This is a genomic window from Bradyrhizobium campsiandrae, from assembly GCF_014529705.1.
In the GTDB taxonomy this organism is placed as follows: Bacteria; Pseudomonadota; Alphaproteobacteria; order Rhizobiales; family Xanthobacteraceae; genus Bradyrhizobium; species Bradyrhizobium campsiandrae.
Genome location: NZ_JAANIH010000144.1, coordinates 1 through 2,479, shown reverse-complemented (window position 1 = coordinate 2,479; position 2,479 = coordinate 1). Strand labels below are relative to the sequence as shown.

Below are 2,479 nucleotides of genomic sequence, written 5' to 3'. Positions count from 1 at the left end.
TGTCATTCGGCCTGCAATATTGACCCCCTAAGCCGGGGGATCGGCGTCCAAAATTGACCCCCTACAGATAGGTCTGTTGCGCTGTCTGCTTCGGAACGAAGCAGGTGGTTGGGGATGCTGATCGTGGAGACGATTGCCCGGATCCGGCGCGAGCACTTCATCAAGGGCAAAACGATCAAGGAGATCGCCCGCGACCTGAAGGTCTCGCGGAACACGGTCCGTAAGGTGCTGAGGTCGGGAGAGACCTCGTTCGAGTACGAGCGGGAGGTGCAGCCGCGGCCAAAGCTGGGGCGATGGGCGTCGGAGCTCGATGGGCTGCTGGCGGCGAACGCAGCCAAATCTGCTCGTGAACAGCTGACGTTGATCAGGATCTTCGAAGAGCTGCGCGACCGCGGCTATGACGGCGGTTACGATGCCGTGCGGCGTTACGCCAGGCGTTGGAGCAAGGAGCGCGGGCAATCAACCGCCGCGGCTTACGTTCCGTTGTGCTTTGCGCCCGGAGAAGCCTACCAGTTCGACTGGAGCCACGAGGTGGTCCTGTTGAGCGGCACCACAGTGGTCGTGAAGGCCGCCCATGTCCGGCTCTGCCACAGCCGCATGCTGTTCGTACGGGCCTATCCGCGGGAGACGCAGGAAATGGTGTTCGACGCCCATGACCGGGCGTTCGCCCTGTTTAAAGGCACCTGCAGCCGCGGCATCTACGACAACATGAAGACCGCGGTGGAGACGATCTTCGTCGGCAAGGATCGCCGCTACAATCGTCGCTTCCTACAGATGTGCAGCCACTATCTGGTCGACCCGGTTGCCTGTACGCCAGCCTCGGGCTGGGAGAAGGGCCAGGTCGAGAACCAGGTTGGGCTGGTCCGAGAACGCTTCTTCACGCCACGCCTGCGGTTCAAAAACCTGGACGAATTGAACGACTGGCTGCTCGATAAATGCATCGCCTACGCCAAGGCGCATCGCCATCCAGAGCTGGCCGAGCAGACGATCTGGGAAGTGTTCGAAGCCGAGCGTCCCAAGCTCGTTCCCTATGCCGGTCGGTTCGACGGCTTCCATGCGGTGCCGGCGTCGGTCTCGAAGACCTGTCTGGTGCGCTTCGACAACAACAAATACTCGGTCGCAGCCAGCGCCGTCGGACGCCCGGTCGAGGTCCAGGCCTATGCCGACCGCATCGTGATCCGTCAGGATGGAAGGATCGTTGCGGAGCATCCACGATCCTTCGGACGCGGCGAGACGACCTACGATCCCTGGCACTATGTGCCGGTGCTTGCTCGCAAACCCGGCGCCCTGCGCAATGGCGCTCCCTTCAAGGACTGGGTGCTGCCGGCCGCGATCGAGCGGATCCGGCGCAGGCTTGCCAGCACCGATGATGGCAATCGGCAGATGGTCGACATCCTCAACGCGGTGCTGACTGACGGTCTGCCGGCGGTGGAAGCCGCCTGTGCCGAAGCGCTCGGTCACGGCGTCCATTCTGCCGATGTCGTTCTCAACATCCTGGCCCGTCAACGTGAACCCGCCCCACCGGCCAACATCATGACGCCGGCCGCACTGACGCTCCACCATGCGCCGATCGCCGATTGTGCCCGCTACGACAACCTCCGGAGGACCATCTGATGGAACGAACCCAAATCTTCGATCTCATGGGCGAGCTCAAGCTTTACGGCATGAAGGCTGCCTTCGACGAGATCATGGCGACTGCCGTCAAGCGCCAGCATGAACCCCAGCGCATCGTCGGCGACTTGCTCAACGCCGAGATCAACGAGAAGCAGGCCCGTTCGATCAAGTACCAGCTCACCATCGCCAAGCTGCCGCTTGCCAAGGACCTCGAGGACTTCCAGTTCGACGGCACGCCGATCAACCGGACACTGGTCAATGACCTCGCCGGCGGCGGCTTTATCGCCCAGCAACGCAACGTCGTGCTAGTCGGTGGCACCGGCACGGGCAAAACCCATCTGGCCATCGCAATCGCCAGAAGCTGCATCCGATCCGGCGCCCGTGGGCGCTTCTACAACGTAGTCGACCTCGTCAACCGTCTCGAGATCGAGACCCGCAACGGACGGCAGGGGCGGCTCGCCGAGCATTTGACCCGGATGGACTTCATCGTCCTGGACGAACTCGGATATCTGCCCTTTGCCCAGTCCGGCGGCCAGCTTCTGTTCCACCTCGTCAGCCGGCTCTACGAGCGCGCCTCCGTCATCGTCACCACCAACCTCGCCTTCGGAGAATGGCCCAGCGTGTTCGGCGACGCCAAGATGACCACCGCGCTGCTCGACCGCTTGACCCATCACTGCGACATCGTCGAGACCGGCAACGACAGCTGGCGATTCAAAAGCCGCGACGACGATCACGCCACCCGCGCTCGTCTCATCTCCGCAATCCCGGCCAGCTCCGACGAGACGAGCGCTACCGCCAAACCCCGCCGCGCAAAGGGGTCAAAATTGGACGCCGATGAGGGGTCAAATTTGAACGCCGATTGACA

Annotated in this window: 1 protein-coding gene and 1 pseudogene; both read left to right on the top strand. The window is 62.7% G+C overall.

The features are described from left to right. Positions 1 to 114: 114 nt before the first annotated feature. Positions 115 to 1,717 (top strand): annotated as a pseudogene (gene istA / locus G8O24_RS42345) (IS21 family transposase). Next, the gene (istB, locus tag G8O24_RS42340) at positions 1,614 to 2,477 is read left to right on the top strand and encodes an IS21-like element helper ATPase IstB (RefSeq protein ID WP_188108387.1); all 864 of its coding nucleotides are present in this window, start codon (positions 1,614 to 1,616) and stop codon (positions 2,475 to 2,477) included. The pseudogene istA and the gene istB overlap by 104 nt, the downstream one beginning before the upstream one ends. The last annotated feature ends 2 nt before the right edge of the window (positions 2,478 to 2,479 follow it).